The organism is Aliisedimentitalea sp. MJ-SS2 (genome assembly GCF_032586155.1).
In the GTDB taxonomy this organism is placed as follows: domain Bacteria; phylum Pseudomonadota; class Alphaproteobacteria; order Rhodobacterales; family Rhodobacteraceae; genus JAWHTC01.
This window is the reverse complement of the sequence record NZ_JAWHTC010000001.1, coordinates 1,183,865-1,198,119: the sequence shown is the minus strand read 5'-3', so window position 1 is coordinate 1,198,119 and position 14,255 is coordinate 1,183,865. Positions and strand designations below refer to the sequence as shown.

Here is a 14,255-nt window from a genome sequence, read left to right as displayed (position 1 = left end):
ATAGGCTCACTTCCGGACCTAATGTTCCAATAGGGAGTAAGAAATGAAAAAACTGTTCGCAACAACCGCTGCTGTGGCCCTTATGGCCGGTTCGGCCATGGCCGAAGAAATCAAGCTGGGCGTCCTTCTGGGCTTTACCGGCCCGATCGAATCCACCGTGGCCCACATGGCACCTGCGGCCCATATGGCGATCAAGGAAGTCAGCGACAGCGGCAAGCTTCTGGGTGGCGCAACCGTGGTTGGGATCAATGGCGACACCACATGCGTCGATTCGGGTGCGGCAACCGCTGCGGCCGAACGTCTGATCACCTCGGATGGCGTTAAAGGCATCATCGGCGGTGACTGCTCGGGTGTGACCGGCGCTGTCCTGACCAACGTCGCCGTGCCGAATGGCGTCGTGATGATTTCGCCCTCAGCCACCTCGCCGGGCCTGAGCCACATGAACAACGAAGACAATGGCCTGTTCTTCCGCACCGCACCGTCGGATGCCCGTCAGGGTGTCGTGATGACCGAAGTTCTGATGGAGCAGGACATCAAGGAAGTCGCCGTCACCTATACCAACAACGACTATGGCAAGGGTCTGGCCGATGCTTTCCAGGCCGCCTATGAAGCCGCTGGCGGCAAGGTAACGATCAACGCCGCCCACGAAGACGGCAAGGCCGACTATTCGGCAGAAGTTGGCGCACTGGCCGCGGCTGGTGGTCAACGTCTCGTCGTCGCCGGCTATGTTGACCAGGGTGGCAACGGCATCGTCCGCGCCGCAATCGACACCGGCGCATTTGACACCTTCCACTTCCCGGACGGCATGATCTCGGACCAACTGGTCAAGAATTTCGGCAGCGAAATCGATGGTTCGAGCGGTCAGCACCCCAGCCCCTCGGAAGAGTTGGCCGCGCGCTTCAAGGAAGTGGCCGATGCAGCTGGCGGCGATTGGGAGCCGACCACACCGTTCGCGCCCGAGTCCTATGACGCGGCCGCGCTGATCATGCTGGCCATGCAGGCTGCAGGCTCGACCGACGCCAATGTCTACAAGGACAAGATCATCGAAGTGGCCAACGCGCCGGGTGAAAAGATCAATTCTGGCGAGCTGGCCAAGGGTCTCGAAATCCTCGCGGCAGGCGGCGACATCGACTATGTCGGCGGCACCGGCGTCGAGCTGGTCGGTCCCGGTGAAGCGGCAGGCAACTACCGCGAAATCATGATCGAAGGCGGCACCGACAAGACGGTTCGCTACCGCTAAGGCGCTGTTTTTAAAAACGGACGGCCCGCTGCTACGCGGGCCGTCTGATTTTGCCTGACCCACTAATAACGAAAACAACGGCAAAACCAACATGGGGGATTGGGGACGATGATCCGCGTCGAGAACGTGCACAAGCATTTCGGCGGCTTTCGGGCCGTGGACGGAGCAACCCTGGAGATTTCCGAAGGGTCCATCACCGGACTAATTGGCCCCAACGGCGCCGGAAAAACCACCCTTTTCAATGTGATAGCTGGCGTTCTTCCACCGACCTCCGGTCGGGTGACCATGGCTGGTGAGGACATTACCGGCCTGCCACCGCACACGCTGTTTCACAAGGGGCTGCTCAGGACCTTCCAGATCGCGCATGAGTTTGGTTCCATGTCCTGCCGCGAGAACCTGATGATGGTGCCCGGCGGCCAATCCGGCGAGACGCTGTGGAACACCTGGTTCGGACGCAAACGGATTGCCGACGAAGAACGCGCGCTCCGCGCCAAGGCCGACGAGGTGATGGAATTTCTCACCATCGAACATCTGGCCGACCACAAGGCGGGCCAGGTCTCGGGTGGTCAGAAGAAACTGCTGGAACTCGGCCGCACCATGATGGTGGATGCCAAGATCGTCTTCCTCGACGAGGTCGGCGCCGGGGTGAACCGTACTCTGCTCAACACCATTGGTGACGCGATCATCCAGTTGAACAAGGAACGCGGCTACACCTTCGTGGTAATCGAACACGACATGGATTTCATCGGCAAGCTGTGTGATCCGGTGATCTGCATGGCCGAGGGCAAGGTCCTGGCCGAGGGTACATTGGCCGAGATCAAGGCCAACCAGGAGGTGATCGAGGCGTATCTGGGGACTGGGCTAAAGAACAAAGAGAAAGAAGACGCATGAAGCCCAAAGCGTCTCTTCTCGGCCTGATTTTTGCATTTCTCATGGCCAATCTGGCGTCGGCGCAAGGCGTGATCGGAACTGCCGTTGTTTCCGGTAAGAAAATCGAAATTCTCGAGGATCGGACGTGGCGTTATGCCGAAACAGGCACCGCGGACGCCTGCATCCCCGCCAACCATGGTGTCCGTTTCTGTGGTGAACGCCGGAACTGGAAAAGGCAATTCAATGGACTGCGGGATTTTTCCTTGCTGTTTGACCACTCCAGCAAGATTTCGGGCGGGATCATTATCGAGGATGTCGGGTTGCGGGACGGCATCGAGATGGAGACCATGCGAGAAGTTGCACTGGGTGGCGCGGCTGACGCCTCGGGCGTGGCTATCGAGGAAGTGCCGGTTCTTGACGTTCTGACCGCCGAAGTGGACGGGCACCCTGCGGAAACCATCATCTACGGTGCCAAGCCCCTCAAGCTTGGGTTTGTTTACGCCAACACCATCGTCTTACTCGAAGATCGGACCCTTCAGATATTGGTTTGGGCGTTCGGTAAGGAATTCACCGAAGAGCATGAAAAATGGCATGCTGACTTTATCGGGAATGTCAGGATTCAAACCGAAGAGGAAACCCATTGACCATGCGCAATACACGATACGCCTGGTTGAAGCGTACGGCGACGCTCATCGCTCTGGCTTGCGCGCAGCTTGCCCTGCCCGCGCAGGCCGAGGAAGTGGTGATCAAGTGCTATTTCGACTGGTCCTGCGATATCAACCGCAAGTGCCAGGACGCTGATATCGACGTTCGGTTCCGCGCCGATGCCGAAACCGGCACCGTCAAGCGCATCGGCGGCGGTGCCATGTCCCAGCTTGACGAGCTTGAACTGATCCTCGGCGACCGGGCGATCACCATCCTGGAGAAGCCCATCTCGGGCGGCGCGGCGACCACCACCTTGATGATTTCCAATGGCGACGCAGTGCGGTCAGAGAACCTGATCACCGGCATCCGCCTGACCCCGATGCAATATCTTGGCCAATGCCAGACCGTGTGAGGTAACGACATGAGCGACAATCCCTACCAGGACGACCGCGGCAACAAGGACGCGACCATCACCAACCCCAAGGGCGGCAGCACCGCGCCGCGCCTGCCCGAGGGTCAAAACAACCGCGCCCATGCGGTCGGTGGCGAGCATCCCTTCCTGATCGGCGAGGCCATGACCGGCGGGTACGGCAAGAACGGGCCGGACATCCTGCATGATTGCACCATCGCGGTGAACCCGGGCGAAATCGCCGTGATCGTTGGCCCCAACGGCGCCGGTAAATCGACGGCGATGAAGGCGGCGTTTGGCATGCTGAACCTGCGTCAGGGTCGGGTGCTGCTGGATGGCGAGGATATTTCCAACCTCACCCCGCAGGCGCGGGTACAAAAAGGCATGGGATTTGTCCCTCAGACCCAGAACATCTTTACCTCGATGACGGTCGAAGAGAACCTTGAAATGGGTGCCTTCATCCGCACCGATGATTACTCCGAGACGATGGAACAGGTTTACGAGCTGTTCCCGATCCTGCGCGACAAGCGGTCCCAGGCCGCGGGCGAACTGTCGGGCGGCCAGCGCCAACAAGTCGCCGTTGGTCGCGCCCTGATGACCGAGCCCAAAGTGTTGATGCTGGATGAGCCCACCGCGGGCGTAAGCCCGATCGTGATGGACGAGCTGTTTGACCGGATCATCGAGGTGGCCCGCACCGGATTGCCGGTTCTGATGGTGGAACAGAACGCCCGCCAGGCGCTGGAGATCGCCGACCGGGGCTACGTGCTGGTCCAGGGCCGCAATGCCCACACCGGGACCGGAAAGGAACTTCTGGCCGACCCGGAAGTGCGTGCAAGTTTTCTGGGAGGATGAGGATGGTACAGGCTTTGATGAAAGACGTGACCCGATCCATGACCCCGGTTATGGCATTTTCTGTCGCATTGCTGGCCGGTGCGGCACCTGCCGTGGCCGATTTGTACTGCACCCCCGAAGAGGCCTGCCTGTCCATTGGGACATGCGATCTTAAATACGGCGGCGGCCCCTTCCAGGTGCGGCACGTTGGCGGTAATGACGCAGAAATCTACCGGCTTGAAAACGGAGAAATCCGAAGCGACGAACCTCCTGATAGGATGAAGATAATTGCCGTCACCGACGACAACACCGCTATTTTGACGAAGATTGCAGCCGATTCAGATTCGTTTGGCTTTATTTCGATTCGCGCTGACCAGGCCTATGTCTTGTCCTTCCACGGCAAGACTGGTTCGAAGGCATTTGGCATGTCCAGCACCGGCCGTTGCACTGGGTCGTGGTAATGAACAGACGCGCGGCAGTTTTCGGCCTGATCATGGGCGTCGGCTCTGCCACGCAAGCCTTGGCATTTGGGTGTGCCTTCACCACCGAATGTTACGAGGCCGAGGGGTGCAACAGCACCGGTTTCAACATCGAAGTGAATATCGAGGACAAGGCGATCACTACTGATTATGGCGATCTTCAAATCGTTGCGGTCAAGGAAGCGCGGAATCTGACAACCATGTTCGCCACCGGGGCCGGAGCGGAATACATGCTTTCACTGACCCCGACCGGTGCGAGGTTTACAACACATAACAATTCCGGCCCCGAGGTGATTTCCTATCTCGGCACCTGCAAGGGGGCATTCTGATGCGTGGCCTGATCCTGACCTTCGCCCTGCTTCCCCTGCCCGCGCTGGCGGCAGAGCCTTATTGCCAGGTGGAAGAGACCTGCACCGTGACATCGGACAATTGCCAGCCTGCGGAGGGCCGCATCATGCTGCATCTTCATGCGGCGGAGAACGTGACCAAGGCGACGATCCTGCTGGATGGCGAGAGAATGGGCACCGGCAGCGTTTTGGGCCTGCATAACGTCACCGCGATCATGTTCACCACCGAGGACGGCATCGAAAACCAGATGCGCATTCAGGAGAACGGGCGGTTCAACTATCTTGTCTCGCGCCCTGACGCGCAGGCCCACAAGGGCAAGGACCAGATGCTTTATCGCGGGCAATGTGTGGAGGGAACCGAGTGATGCAAATACAGATGTTCACCCCAGCAACCGGGAAACGTGGAGTAGCGAAATAATGGACCTTTTAAACGCCTTCGTGGCGCTTTCAAACTTCGTGCTGATCCCGGCCATTGTCTATGGCAGCCAACTGGCATTGGGCGCGCTCGGGGTGACCATGATCTATGGCATCCTGCGGTTCTCGAACTTTGCCCATGGCGATACGATGGCCTTTGGCGCGATGGTGACGATGCTGTTCACCTGGTGGTTCCAGTCGATGGGCCTGTCGCTGGGACCGTTGCCGACAGCACTCATCGCGCTGCCCTTCGGGATACTGGGCTGTATCGCCCTGCTCTTGCTGACCGACCGAACGGTTTACCGCTTCTACAGGGCGCAAAAAGCCAAGCCGGTGATCCTGGTGATCGTGTCCATGGGCGTGATGTTCATCATGAACGGGCTGGTGCGATTCATCGTCGGACCGCAGGATCAGAAGTTCACCGATGGCGAGCGCTTCATCATCTCGGTGCGCGAGTTCAAGGCGCTGACCGGTTTGAAAGAAGGCCTGGCATTCAAGACCACCCAGGGGATCACCGTGATCACCGCAGTGGTGGTGGTTGCGGCGCTGTTCTGGTTCCTCAATCGCACCCGTACCGGCAAGTCGATGCGGGCTTATTCAGACAACGAGGATCTGGCGCTGTTATCCGGCATCAACCCCGAACGCGTGGTGTTAATTACCTGGATGATCGTCGCCGGCCTCGCCACCATCGCCGGCACGCTTTACGGGCTCGACAAGAGCTTCAAGCCGTTTGTCTATTTCATGCTACTGCTGCCGATCTTCGCCAGCGCCATCGTTGGTGGTTTGGGCAATCCGCTGGGCGCGATTGCCGGCGGATTTGTCATCGCGTTTTCCGAGGTGATCATCACCTATGCCTGGAAAAAGGTTCTGGGCCATGCCCTGCCTGACACCATGGCGCCGGACGAGCTGGCACAGCTTCTGTCCACCGACTACAAATTCGCGGTCAGCTTCTGCATCCTGCTGATCGTTCTGCTGTTCAAGCCTACGGGCCTATTCAAGGGGCAATCGGTATGAGCGAGACCACGAAAAACACCCTTCTCTTCGCCATGGTTGCCCTGCTGATCCTGGGCACCGGTTTTGTCCAGTCGTGGAACTCGGCGCTGTTCATTCTCAACATGGGGCTGATCAGCGCGATCATGGCCCTTGGGGTCAACCTGCAATGGGGCTTTGCCGGGCTGTTCAACGTCGGTGTCATGGGCTTTGTCGCCCTTGGCGGTTTGGCCACGGTTCTGATCTCCATGCCCCCCGTGCCCGAGGCCTGGGCCGCTGGCGGCGGACGGGTGCTGGCCGGTCTGGCGCTTGGCGCGGCCACCATCATCTCTACCATCCTGGTCTATATGAAAATGCCCAAAGGGCGGTCGCGCAGTGTGATCATGATCGCGATCCTCGTGGTGGGATTCTTCGTCTTCCGCTCGGTGTTTGATTCCGGCGTCGAGGCAGTCGAAGCGGTGAACCCGGCGCGCGAGGGTTATCTGGGTGGGATGGGCCTGCCAGTGCTGATTGCCTGGCCGGTTGGGGGCCTTCTGGCCGCCGGGGCCGCCTGGATGATCGGCAAGACGGCCCTTGGCCTGCGCTCGGACTACCTCGCCATCGCCACCCTTGGCATTGCCGAGATCATCATTGCCGTGCTGAAGAACGAAGACTGGCTGGCGCGCGGGGTCAAGAACGTCTCGGGCCTGCCCCGCCCTGTTCCTTATGAGATCGACCTGCAGAATGATCCCGGCTTTGTAGAGCGCGCGGCATCGATGGGGCTTGATCCGGTGATCAGTTCGACACTCTATGTCAAACTGCTTTATGCCATCCTGTTTGCCGTGGTGCTGGCGATCATCTTCTGGATGGCGCAACGGGCGCTGAATTCCCCCTGGGGCCGGATGATGCGCGCCATACGCGACAACGAGATCGCCTCGGAAGCCATGGGCAAGGACGTGACCGCCCGGCATTTGCAGATCTTCATCCTCGGCTCCGCAGTCTGCGGCATTGCCGGCGCGATGATCACCACCCTGGATGGTCAGCTAACCCCGGCCAGCTACCAGCCGCTGCGCTTTACCTTCCTCATTTGGGTGATGGTGATTGTCGGCGGGTCTGGCAACAACCTCGGCGCGGTGCTGGGCGGGTTCCTGATCTGGTTCCTCTGGGTTCAGGTCGAACCGATGGGCCTGGGTCTGATGCAGCTCATTACCAGCGGCATGAGCGACGGCTACTGGCTCAAGGATCACCTGCTTGAATCGGCGGCGCATATGCGGCTGCTGACCATGGGCGTGATCCTGCTTCTGGTGCTGCGATTCAGCCCGCGCGGGTTGATCCCGGAGAAGTAAACCAGCGTGTGACACGTATCCAAGGCCTACCGGTTACAACGCCGGTATTGGCCTTGGATCAATGTATCGCCCCACAACAGTATCAATTCGTCTTCGGAGGCGTCAGTTCCCCGTTGAAAGGCAAACCCCAGGCTCCATGCACGCTGGGCGTCTTCACCGCATCTTGCATGGGCATTGATGAAGAAACCTTCTTCACGGTGCTGGGGCGCAGACCAATCCATCAGGCACCAGACTTCACCGTTGCGTATCCAACCCGGCTTGATTTCAACTGTGGCAGAAGAACGGGATCCGCCCTCTATCAAAGGCTTGCCTGCACAGCTGATGTCGTCGCCCCAAATTCCTATCAACTCAGGCGTTTCAAAAGGTTCGGAGACCAGAGCGCCCGGCACCAGAACAGCAACAAAACCAAGGGTGCCTGTTGCAATCAGATTTCGGAGCATCAAATTCTACCGCCCCTTGAACAGCCCGCCCAGTATGCCCCTTACAATGCGCCGGCCGGTGGTGCCGGTCAGTTCCTTCATCACGTTGCGGGTCAGCGCCTCGCCAAAGCTTTCCTCCTTGCGCGACCTGCGACGCGTGGATTTGGACGTGGACCGGGGCACGCGGCTGCCGGAATAGCGCCGCCCGGCATTGTACTCGCGTTCACGCGCTTCCATTTCTTCTTCGCGGGCTTCGGCCTCTTCTGCCGCCTCGGCCGCGTCCGACGCGCGTTTCGCCAGAATTTCATAGGCCGAGCGGCGGTCCTTCAACTCTTCGTATTTCCCGGCAATCGGTGAGGCGTTGATCAGCGCCGCGCGTTCACCCGGCTCGATTGGCCCAAGTTGTGAGGACGGCGGGCGAATGAGAGTGCGTTCCGCCATGCCCGGCACCCCCTTTTTCTCCAGCATCGAGGTCACCGCCTCACCCACTCCGACCTCGCGAATGGCGTCTTCGATATCTAACCGCGGGTTGTCGCGATAGGTCTCGGCCGCGAGGCGCAATTCCTTGCGGTCCCGGGCGGTAAAGGCACGCAGCGCGTGCTGCACCCGGTTGCCCAGCTGGCCGAGGATATCCTCGGGCACGTCGGCCGGGTTCTGGGTGATGAAATAGACCCCCACCCCTTTGGATCGGATCAGCCGTGCCACCTGTTCCACCTTGTCGACCAGCGCCTTGGGAGCGTCGTCAAACAAGAGGTGCGCCTCGTCGAAGAAGAAAACCAGTTTGGGTTTGTCGGGATCACCCACTTCAGGCAGTTCCTCGAACAGCTCGCTCAGCAGCCAGAGCAGGAAGGTGGCATAAAGCCGGGGCGAGCCCATCAGTTTGTCCGCGGCCAGGATGTTAATCCTGCCCTTGCCGTGCTGATCGCTCATCATGATGTCGCCGAGATCAAGCGCCGGTTCACCGAAAATTTTGGCCCCGCCCTGGTTTTCCAACACCAACAGGCGGCGCTGGATCGCGCCGATGGATTGCACCGAGACATTGCCATAGCGCAGCGACAGGTCGGCGCGGTTTTCGCCGACCCAGACAAGTAGCGCCTGCAGGTCCTTCAGATCCAGAAGCGGCAGGCCCTCTTCGTCGGCCAGCCGGAAGGCAATATTCAGAATCCCCTCTTGTGCCTCGGAAAGCTCCAGCAGGCGCGACAGCAACAGCGGCCCCATCTCGGCCACGGTGGTGCGCACCGGGTGGCCCTGCTCGCCCAGAAGGTCCCAGAAGGTCACCGGGAAGCCCTCATAGATGTAATCGTCGAACCCGATCTTGCTGGCGCGCGAGGTAAAGGCGCCGTGCAGCTTGAACCCTTCGCTGCCGGCCTTGGCGAGACCCGAGAGGTCGCCCTTCACGTCCGAAAGGAACACCGGAACGCCGGCGGCGGAAAACCCCTCGGCCAGAATTTGCAGGGTCACCGTCTTGCCGGTGCCGGTCGCGCCTGCGATCAACCCGTGCCGGTTGGCGTATTTCAGAGACAGCCCCTGCTTGGTGCCGTAGTTTTCTCCGCCACCACCAACAAATACCGAATGTTCCAAGGTTGATCCCCCGATCGAAATGTTTCGTCTGTTTGAAAATACAAACTTAAGGATTTCCTGCCAGTGTTATTCGTACCCCGGGCGGTCATGTCCTCTTGGTGCCCGGGTTGACTTCCTCCCTGTCAGACTGGCCGCGCCTCCGGGCGCGGCTTTTTTTGTCCAAAAGGCCAGCAAACCCTTGAAATTGCATGTTGACGCACCGTCATAAACGTCATAGCGTTCCGGCAATGAATAAGTCGGCCAGTCCGACGGGGAGCAAAACGAGAAAGAGGCCTTCGGGCCTCTTTTTCATGTTTTGGGCATGAGCATCGCGCGTTAAGCTGGACCGATCGGCCATTTGACTGCGCCTGGCCCGGCCTCTTGCTCAATTTGCCGCGATGGCAAAAAATTGCCATGGCAGCGCAACAAACCGGCGGTTTGGCACTGACATGTCTCGCGGTGCATGCTAGATCGCGCGAGAGGTTTCTATTTCTGATCCAACACGGGGAACACTATGCCCAGATTTCTCACCACTCTTTCCTTGATTGCTGCTCTTGGCGCCGGTTCGGCCGTCATGGCCCAGGAAGACACACCTAAACCCGAAGACAATGCCACCGCCGAGGCAACGGACAGCGCCACCACAGATGCGAACGATCCCGGCTCGGATCTGAGCATGGGCGAAGATACCGTGCCGGCCATTCCACAACCTTATTTCAAGGAAGAGCACGGCGATTGGAAATTGCAGTGCTTCCCTGTCGAAGAGGGCGAAGACCCCTGCAACCTTTATCAACTGCTGAAGGATGAACAGGGCACGGACGTTGCCGAAGCCGCTTTCTTCCGTCTGCCGTCGGGCGGCAAGGCCGTGGCCGGAGCCACCATCACAGTGCCGCTGGAAACCCTGCTGACCGCACAGTTGACCATCGCCATCGATGGCGCCAAGGGCAAGCGTTACCCCTTTGCCTTCTGCTCGCCGGTCGGCTGCTATGCCCGGATCGGATTTACCGCCCAGGACATCGCCGCCTTCAAGAAAGGCGTCAGCGCCACGGTGACCTTGGTTCCTGCCCTGGCACCGGACCAGAAGGTCAATCTGAAGATGTCGCTCAAAGGCTTCACCGCCGGGTTCAATGCCGCATCGGTGATCCAGAACTGATCGCGGGAAAACCGCAAGCCATCGAAGGGGTCGCATGCAAATGCGGCCTCTTTTTTTCCGTCGATTGCGTATTGTGCAGATGCGCACATAATTTGCGCTCGGATGGGTGTTATCTGAAATATCGAACAGTGCCATATCACGGGTCAGGACACCCGGATAAGGACAACAAACATGAAACTTCTCGCATTCGCCGCCAGCAACAGCCGCAACTCGATCAATCAGACACTTGTGCGCCATGCAGCCAATTTGTACCGCACGGATTTCGACAGTTCGGTCGAGATCGATCTACTCGACATCAACGAATTTGAAATGGCGCTCTATTCCACCGACCGCGAAGCCGAAGACGGCATTCCCGCAGCCGCGCATGGTTTTCGGGCCCGGATTGCCGCAGCCGATGCGGTCATGATCTCCTATGCGGAACACAACGGCCACTATGCCGCCGCTTTCAAGAACCTGTTCGACTGGACTTCGCGGATCGACGCCAAGGTCTATCAGGACAAGCCGATGGTGGTCATGGCCACTTCGCCGGGACCAGGCGGAGCGGCCAGCGTTCTGAATGCGGCCATCACCTCGGCCCCGTTCTTCGGCGCCGACATCCGCGGCCACCTGAGCGTGCCGTCGTTCTATGACAATTTCGATAACGCGACGGGAACCCTGTCGGACCCGGTCCAGTTGCAGGCGCTACACAACGCTCTGGCCGCGCTGGCGGAAACAGCCTCACTGACCAAGGCGGCATAAGTGGCCACCGGTGTTGCGCAGGGTTTCAGACCTTGCGCAACGCCAACACAGCATTGAGGCCGCCAAAGGCAAAGGCATTCGACAGCGCTGCTTCGACATTCGCTTCGCGTGCGACATTTGGCACAACGTCCAGCGCACATTCCGGATCAGGTTCCTGATATCCGATGGTGGGGGCAATCACCCCGTCGCGCAACGCCATGATACAGGCCAGCAGTTCGACCGCACCCGTGCCCCCGATCAGGTGACCATGCATCGATTTGGTCGAGGAAATCATCAACTCGTCAGCGTGCTGGCCGAACACGTCCGCCACCGCCGCGCATTCGGTTTTGTCATTCGCCGCAGTTCCGGTGCCATGGGCATTGATATAAGCGACATCGCCGGGGGCCAGCCTTGCGTCTTGCAGCGCACCGGCAATCGCCCGCGCCGCGCCCTGCTTTGACGGCATCACGATATCGGCGGCATCCGAGGACATGGCAAACCCGGCCAATTCGGCCAAAATATCAGCCCCGCGTGCGCGGGCATGATCGTAATCCTCAATCACGAAGACCCCGGCGCCCTCGCCCTGGACCATGCCGTTGCGGTTGGCAGAAAACGGTCGGCAGGCATCCTTGGACATGACCCGCAATCCTTCCCAGGCCTTGACCCCTCCGAAACACAGCATCGATTCCGACCCGCCGGTAATCATCACCGGCGCCATACCCATGCGCACCATCTGGAAGGCCTGGGCGATGGCATGGTTCGAACTGGCACAGGCCGAGGCGACGGTAAAGCTCGGCCCCTTGAGGTTGAACTCCATGCTCACGTGACTGGCCGCCGCGTTGTTCATCAGCTTGGGCACCACAAAGGGATGCACACGGTTCTTGCCAGCCTCATAGACCGAGCGGTAGTTCTCATCCAGCGTGGTCATGCCACCACCGGAATTGCCCAATACAACACCGGACCGCGCCGACAGCTCGTCATGAAACTCCAGCCCCGACTGGGCAATCGCCTCGCGTGCGGCCACCAGGGTGAACTGGGTGAACCGGTCATAAAGCGACAACTGCTGGCGATTGAACAGGCCTTCGGCTTCGAACCCCTTGACCTGCCCGCCAATCTGGATCGACAGGCGCTCAACATCGGGAATGTCAATCGGGCCGATACCACAGCGCCCTTCGCGCATCGCCACCAGCGTGTCCGGCACGTTATGGCCAAGCGCATTGATCGTACCTGCACCGGTGATGACCACGCGTTTCATGGTCACTCAGCCCTTCTGATCGCGCACCAAGGTCTCGATGCCGGCGATGATCGTGCTGACCTTCGAGATGTCGAAATCGCTCTCTTCCGGTGCGTTGGCATTGAACGGTACGTTGATGTCAAAGGCCTCTTCGATGGCAAAGATCGACTCGACCAGGCCCAGGCTGTCGATACCCAGATCCTCAAGCGTACTGTCCAGAGTGACGTCGCTTGGTTCGAGAATCGCTTGTTCGGCAATGATCGCGATGACCTGGGATTGGATATCCATGGCGCGTGGCCCCTTCGAGAAATCTGCTGAGGCAGATTTAATCGTTTTTGGGTCAAAGCGGAACAGAAGAATTACGAACTTTCCATGACGTCATGCCTGTCGGGTCCGGACAAAGCCGCTTTGGTGCGGCTTGCCTCAAGCGCCTTTTAAGGCGCTTTGCACGCCTTTCAGACATCCCATCGTTCAGGGTTTTCGATAACCCCGGCCTCGCGCCCGCCTAGCCCTTGGCTTCCAAAGCCGCCAGACGGGCTTTCATTTCCGCAAATTCTTCCATCATCCGTGGAAGGCGGCGTTGCGCCTTGTACATGTCGACATGCAGGTCCAGCTTCACCGCCGGATAGCCCAGAACCATGCGCCCTGCGGGCACTTTGCTCAGGATTGCCGATGCCCCCCCGGCCACCACCCCATCGCCCACAGTGGTGTTGTCGGTGACACCCACCTGACCGCCCATCACCACGTTGTTGCCAATGGTGGTCGAGCCGGCGATTCCGACCATGGCGGCGAACAGGCAATCGCGCCCTATGACGACATTGTGGGCGATGTGGCACAGGTTATCCATCTTGGTTCCGTTGCCCACTCGGGTGGCGCGGATCGTGCCCGCGTCGATACAGGTATTGCAGCCCAATTCGACATCGTCACCGATGATGACCGCCCCCAGCGAATGAATACGAACCCAGGATTGCGCCTCTGCCTCGGTCTCTTCACCAAGCGAGGCCCGGCCCTTTTCGACCGCGTTGATCTCGGGCGTGACGAAGGAAAATCCGTCCATGCCGATCGTAACTCCGGAATGGGCAATGAAACGCGCGCCGATCCGCACCCGTGGCCCGATCCGCGCACCCACATGCAGCAGCGCGCCTTCGCCGACCTCGCTGTCGATACCGACATAGACCTGCGGACCCAAAACCGACCCGGCACCGATCCTGGCCCCGGAGGCCACGACGGTATGGGCCCCAATCGAGACCCCCTGCCCCAGCTCGACCCCTTCACCGACGATCGCGGTGGGGTGGATGCCCGGGGTATACCCGTGCCCCTCATCCAGCGCTGCCGTCAGACCCGCCATGGCATAGCGCGGCCGCGCCGGGATGATCGCCGCCTCAAGCCCCATCGCCTGCCAGTCGGCACCCTGCCACAGCATCGCGGCCCGCGCCTGCCCCGCAGCTAGGCCTTTGGCGTATTCCGGCTTCATCGCCAGCGCAAGATCGCCCGGGCCCGCATCGGCGGGTTCGGCCGCCCCGTCGATCTCCAAATCCAAAGCGCCCAGAGCTGTCGCTCCGAGCGCTTTGGCAATCTGTTCAATGGTGTGGCTCATGGCTGGCTTGCCCCCGTATCTCGGGGCC

General features: G+C 59.9%; 17 protein-coding genes. 12 read left to right on the top strand and 5 right to left on the bottom strand.

Going from position 1 to position 14,255, the window contains the following annotated elements:
* Nucleotides 1-43 precede the first annotated feature (43 nt).
* The 10 genes from RXV86_RS05930 (at nucleotide 44) to RXV86_RS05885 (ending at nucleotide 7,550) form a co-directional block, all read left to right on the top strand.
* Complete coding sequence (locus RXV86_RS05930; protein ID WP_316298244.1) at nucleotides 44-1,240, top strand: ABC transporter substrate-binding protein; 1,197 nt, start codon at nucleotides 44-46, stop codon at nucleotides 1,238-1,240.
* Nucleotides 1,241-1,348: 108 nt separating this feature from the next.
* Nucleotides 1,349-2,131 (top strand): ABC transporter ATP-binding protein, encoded by a 783-nt coding sequence (locus RXV86_RS05925; RefSeq protein ID WP_316298243.1) that lies wholly within the window; start codon nucleotides 1,349-1,351, stop codon nucleotides 2,129-2,131.
* Nucleotides 2,128-2,754, top strand: coding sequence for a hypothetical protein (locus RXV86_RS05920; RefSeq protein ID WP_316298242.1), 627 nt, complete (start codon nucleotides 2,128-2,130; stop codon nucleotides 2,752-2,754). The genes RXV86_RS05925 and RXV86_RS05920 overlap by 4 nt, the downstream gene beginning before the upstream one ends.
* A gap of 2 nt (nucleotides 2,755-2,756) precedes the next feature.
* Nucleotides 2,757-3,167 (top strand): hypothetical protein, encoded by a 411-nt coding sequence (locus tag RXV86_RS05915; protein WP_316298240.1) that lies wholly within the window; start codon nucleotides 2,757-2,759, stop codon nucleotides 3,165-3,167.
* Nucleotides 3,168-3,176: 9 nt separating this feature from the next.
* A complete protein-coding gene (locus RXV86_RS05910; protein ID WP_316298239.1) occupies nucleotides 3,177-4,016 on the top strand; it encodes an ABC transporter ATP-binding protein in 840 nt (279 codons plus the stop codon).
* Nucleotides 4,017-4,018: 2 nt separating this feature from the next.
* On the top strand, nucleotides 4,019-4,456 hold the full coding sequence (locus RXV86_RS05905) for a hypothetical protein (protein ID WP_316298238.1): 438 nt from the start codon (nucleotides 4,019-4,021) through the stop codon (nucleotides 4,454-4,456).
* Nucleotides 4,456-4,803, top strand: coding sequence for a hypothetical protein (locus RXV86_RS05900; protein WP_316298237.1), 348 nt, complete (start codon nucleotides 4,456-4,458; stop codon nucleotides 4,801-4,803). Before RXV86_RS05905 ends, RXV86_RS05900 begins: the two co-directional genes overlap by 1 nt.
* Nucleotides 4,803-5,186, top strand: a complete 384-nt coding sequence (locus tag RXV86_RS05895; protein ID WP_316298236.1) for a hypothetical protein — start codon at nucleotides 4,803-4,805, stop codon at nucleotides 5,184-5,186. The genes RXV86_RS05900 and RXV86_RS05895 overlap by 1 nt, the downstream gene beginning before the upstream one ends.
* A gap of 52 nt (nucleotides 5,187-5,238) precedes the next feature.
* On the top strand, nucleotides 5,239-6,249 hold the full coding sequence (locus RXV86_RS05890) for a branched-chain amino acid ABC transporter permease (RefSeq protein ID WP_316298235.1): 1,011 nt from the start codon (nucleotides 5,239-5,241) through the stop codon (nucleotides 6,247-6,249).
* Nucleotides 6,246-7,550, top strand: a complete 1,305-nt coding sequence (locus RXV86_RS05885; protein ID WP_316298234.1) for a branched-chain amino acid ABC transporter permease — start codon at nucleotides 6,246-6,248, stop codon at nucleotides 7,548-7,550. The genes RXV86_RS05890 and RXV86_RS05885 overlap by 4 nt, the downstream gene beginning before the upstream one ends.
* A gap of 26 nt (nucleotides 7,551-7,576) precedes the next feature.
* Here RXV86_RS05885 and RXV86_RS05880 read toward each other — a convergent pair whose 3' ends face one another.
* Together RXV86_RS05880 and RXV86_RS05875 are read right to left on the bottom strand one after the other, a co-directional pair.
* Entirely contained in the window at nucleotides 7,577-7,990 is a 414-nt protein-coding gene (locus RXV86_RS05880) for a hypothetical protein (RefSeq protein ID WP_316298233.1), read from the bottom strand.
* 6 nt (nucleotides 7,991-7,996) lie between these two features.
* Complete coding sequence (locus RXV86_RS05875) at nucleotides 7,997-9,550, bottom strand: helicase HerA-like domain-containing protein (RefSeq protein ID WP_316298232.1); 1,554 nt, start codon at nucleotides 9,548-9,550, stop codon at nucleotides 7,997-7,999.
* 493 nt (nucleotides 9,551-10,043) lie between these two features.
* On the opposite strand from RXV86_RS05875, the gene RXV86_RS05870 reads away from it, so the two are divergent.
* Both RXV86_RS05870 and RXV86_RS05865 read left to right on the top strand, forming a co-directional pair.
* Entirely contained in the window at nucleotides 10,044-10,679 is a 636-nt protein-coding gene (locus tag RXV86_RS05870; RefSeq protein WP_316298231.1) for an invasion associated locus B family protein, read from the top strand.
* A 171-nt stretch (nucleotides 10,680-10,850) separates the two neighbouring features.
* Nucleotides 10,851-11,417, top strand: a complete 567-nt coding sequence (locus RXV86_RS05865; protein WP_316298230.1) for an NAD(P)H-dependent oxidoreductase — start codon at nucleotides 10,851-10,853, stop codon at nucleotides 11,415-11,417.
* 25 nt (nucleotides 11,418-11,442) lie between these two features.
* Here the strand turns inward: RXV86_RS05865 and RXV86_RS05860 are convergent, their stop codons facing one another.
* The 3 genes from RXV86_RS05860 to RXV86_RS05850 all read right to left on the bottom strand — a co-directional run bounded on the left by RXV86_RS05860 (nucleotide 11,443) and on the right by RXV86_RS05850 (nucleotide 14,227).
* Complete coding sequence (locus RXV86_RS05860) at nucleotides 11,443-12,651, bottom strand: beta-ketoacyl-[acyl-carrier-protein] synthase family protein (protein WP_316298461.1); 1,209 nt, start codon at nucleotides 12,649-12,651, stop codon at nucleotides 11,443-11,445.
* A 6-nt stretch (nucleotides 12,652-12,657) separates the two neighbouring features.
* A complete protein-coding gene (locus tag RXV86_RS05855) occupies nucleotides 12,658-12,918 on the bottom strand; it encodes a phosphopantetheine-binding protein (protein WP_316298229.1) in 261 nt (86 codons plus the stop codon).
* Between the two features lie 217 nt (nucleotides 12,919-13,135).
* Nucleotides 13,136-14,227, bottom strand: a complete 1,092-nt coding sequence (locus RXV86_RS05850) for a UDP-3-O-(3-hydroxymyristoyl)glucosamine N-acyltransferase (RefSeq protein ID WP_316298228.1) — start codon at nucleotides 14,225-14,227, stop codon at nucleotides 13,136-13,138.
* Between the last annotated feature and the right edge of the window lie 28 nt (nucleotides 14,228-14,255).

Coding starts and splice junctions, on each gene's coding strand:
- RXV86_RS05930 (WP_316298244.1), top strand. CDS start 44: ATGAAAAAACTGTTCGCAACAACCGCTGCTGTGGCCCTTATGGCCGGT.
- RXV86_RS05925 (WP_316298243.1), top strand. CDS start 1,349: ATGATCCGCGTCGAGAACGTGCACAAGCATTTCGGCGGCTTTCGGGCC.
- RXV86_RS05920 (WP_316298242.1), top strand. CDS start 2,128: ATGAAGCCCAAAGCGTCTCTTCTCGGCCTGATTTTTGCATTTCTCATG.
- RXV86_RS05915 (WP_316298240.1), top strand. CDS start 2,757: ATGCGCAATACACGATACGCCTGGTTGAAGCGTACGGCGACGCTCATC.
- RXV86_RS05910 (WP_316298239.1), top strand. CDS start 3,177: ATGAGCGACAATCCCTACCAGGACGACCGCGGCAACAAGGACGCGACC.
- RXV86_RS05905 (WP_316298238.1), top strand. CDS start 4,019: ATGGTACAGGCTTTGATGAAAGACGTGACCCGATCCATGACCCCGGTT.
- RXV86_RS05900 (WP_316298237.1), top strand. CDS start 4,456: ATGAACAGACGCGCGGCAGTTTTCGGCCTGATCATGGGCGTCGGCTCT.
- RXV86_RS05895 (WP_316298236.1), top strand. CDS start 4,803: ATGCGTGGCCTGATCCTGACCTTCGCCCTGCTTCCCCTGCCCGCGCTG.
- RXV86_RS05890 (WP_316298235.1), top strand. CDS start 5,239: ATGGACCTTTTAAACGCCTTCGTGGCGCTTTCAAACTTCGTGCTGATC.
- RXV86_RS05885 (WP_316298234.1), top strand. CDS start 6,246: ATGAGCGAGACCACGAAAAACACCCTTCTCTTCGCCATGGTTGCCCTG.
- RXV86_RS05880 (WP_316298233.1), bottom strand. CDS start 7,990: ATGCTCCGAAATCTGATTGCAACAGGCACCCTTGGTTTTGTTGCTGTT.
- RXV86_RS05870 (WP_316298231.1), top strand. CDS start 10,044: ATGCCCAGATTTCTCACCACTCTTTCCTTGATTGCTGCTCTTGGCGCC.
- RXV86_RS05865 (WP_316298230.1), top strand. CDS start 10,851: ATGAAACTTCTCGCATTCGCCGCCAGCAACAGCCGCAACTCGATCAAT.
- RXV86_RS05860 (WP_316298461.1), bottom strand. CDS start 12,651: ATGAAACGCGTGGTCATCACCGGTGCAGGTACGATCAATGCGCTTGGC.
- RXV86_RS05855 (WP_316298229.1), bottom strand. CDS start 12,918: ATGGATATCCAATCCCAGGTCATCGCGATCATTGCCGAACAAGCGATT.
- RXV86_RS05850 (WP_316298228.1), bottom strand. CDS start 14,227: ATGAGCCACACCATTGAACAGATTGCCAAAGCGCTCGGAGCGACAGCT.